Consider the following 246-nt stretch of genomic DNA (forward strand, 5'->3'; position numbering starts at 1 on the left):
GTTGCAGCAATGATGTATGATCGAATGTTCTTGGGCAATAAGACCACATGGACTGATGAATATGAAGAACATGAGCTATTCGATACTGCCAGTAGGGAGCAGATCAGCATCTTCAATGCTATTGATCATGTTAGCTGTAACATCCCTGGCACAGATGATTATGTGATTATTGATGGGATTGGAGTGGATGTAATGTGTGAAGCTATTTATCAGGCCATCAAGGCGAAGGAGATGATTAATGTCAGT

Annotated in this window: 1 protein-coding gene; it reads left to right on the plus strand. The window is 41.1% G+C overall.

Going from position 1 to position 246, the window contains the following annotated elements; all coding sequences use genetic code 11:
• Nucleotides 1–30 precede the first annotated feature (30 nt).
• The coding region (locus RMT89_RS44825; RefSeq protein WP_315889498.1) for a hypothetical protein at nt 31–246 on the plus strand (216 nt) is incomplete at its 3' end.

Source organism: Streptomyces sp. P17, assembly GCF_032436805.1.
Lineage (GTDB): Bacteria > Actinomycetota > Actinomycetes > Streptomycetales > Streptomycetaceae > Streptomyces.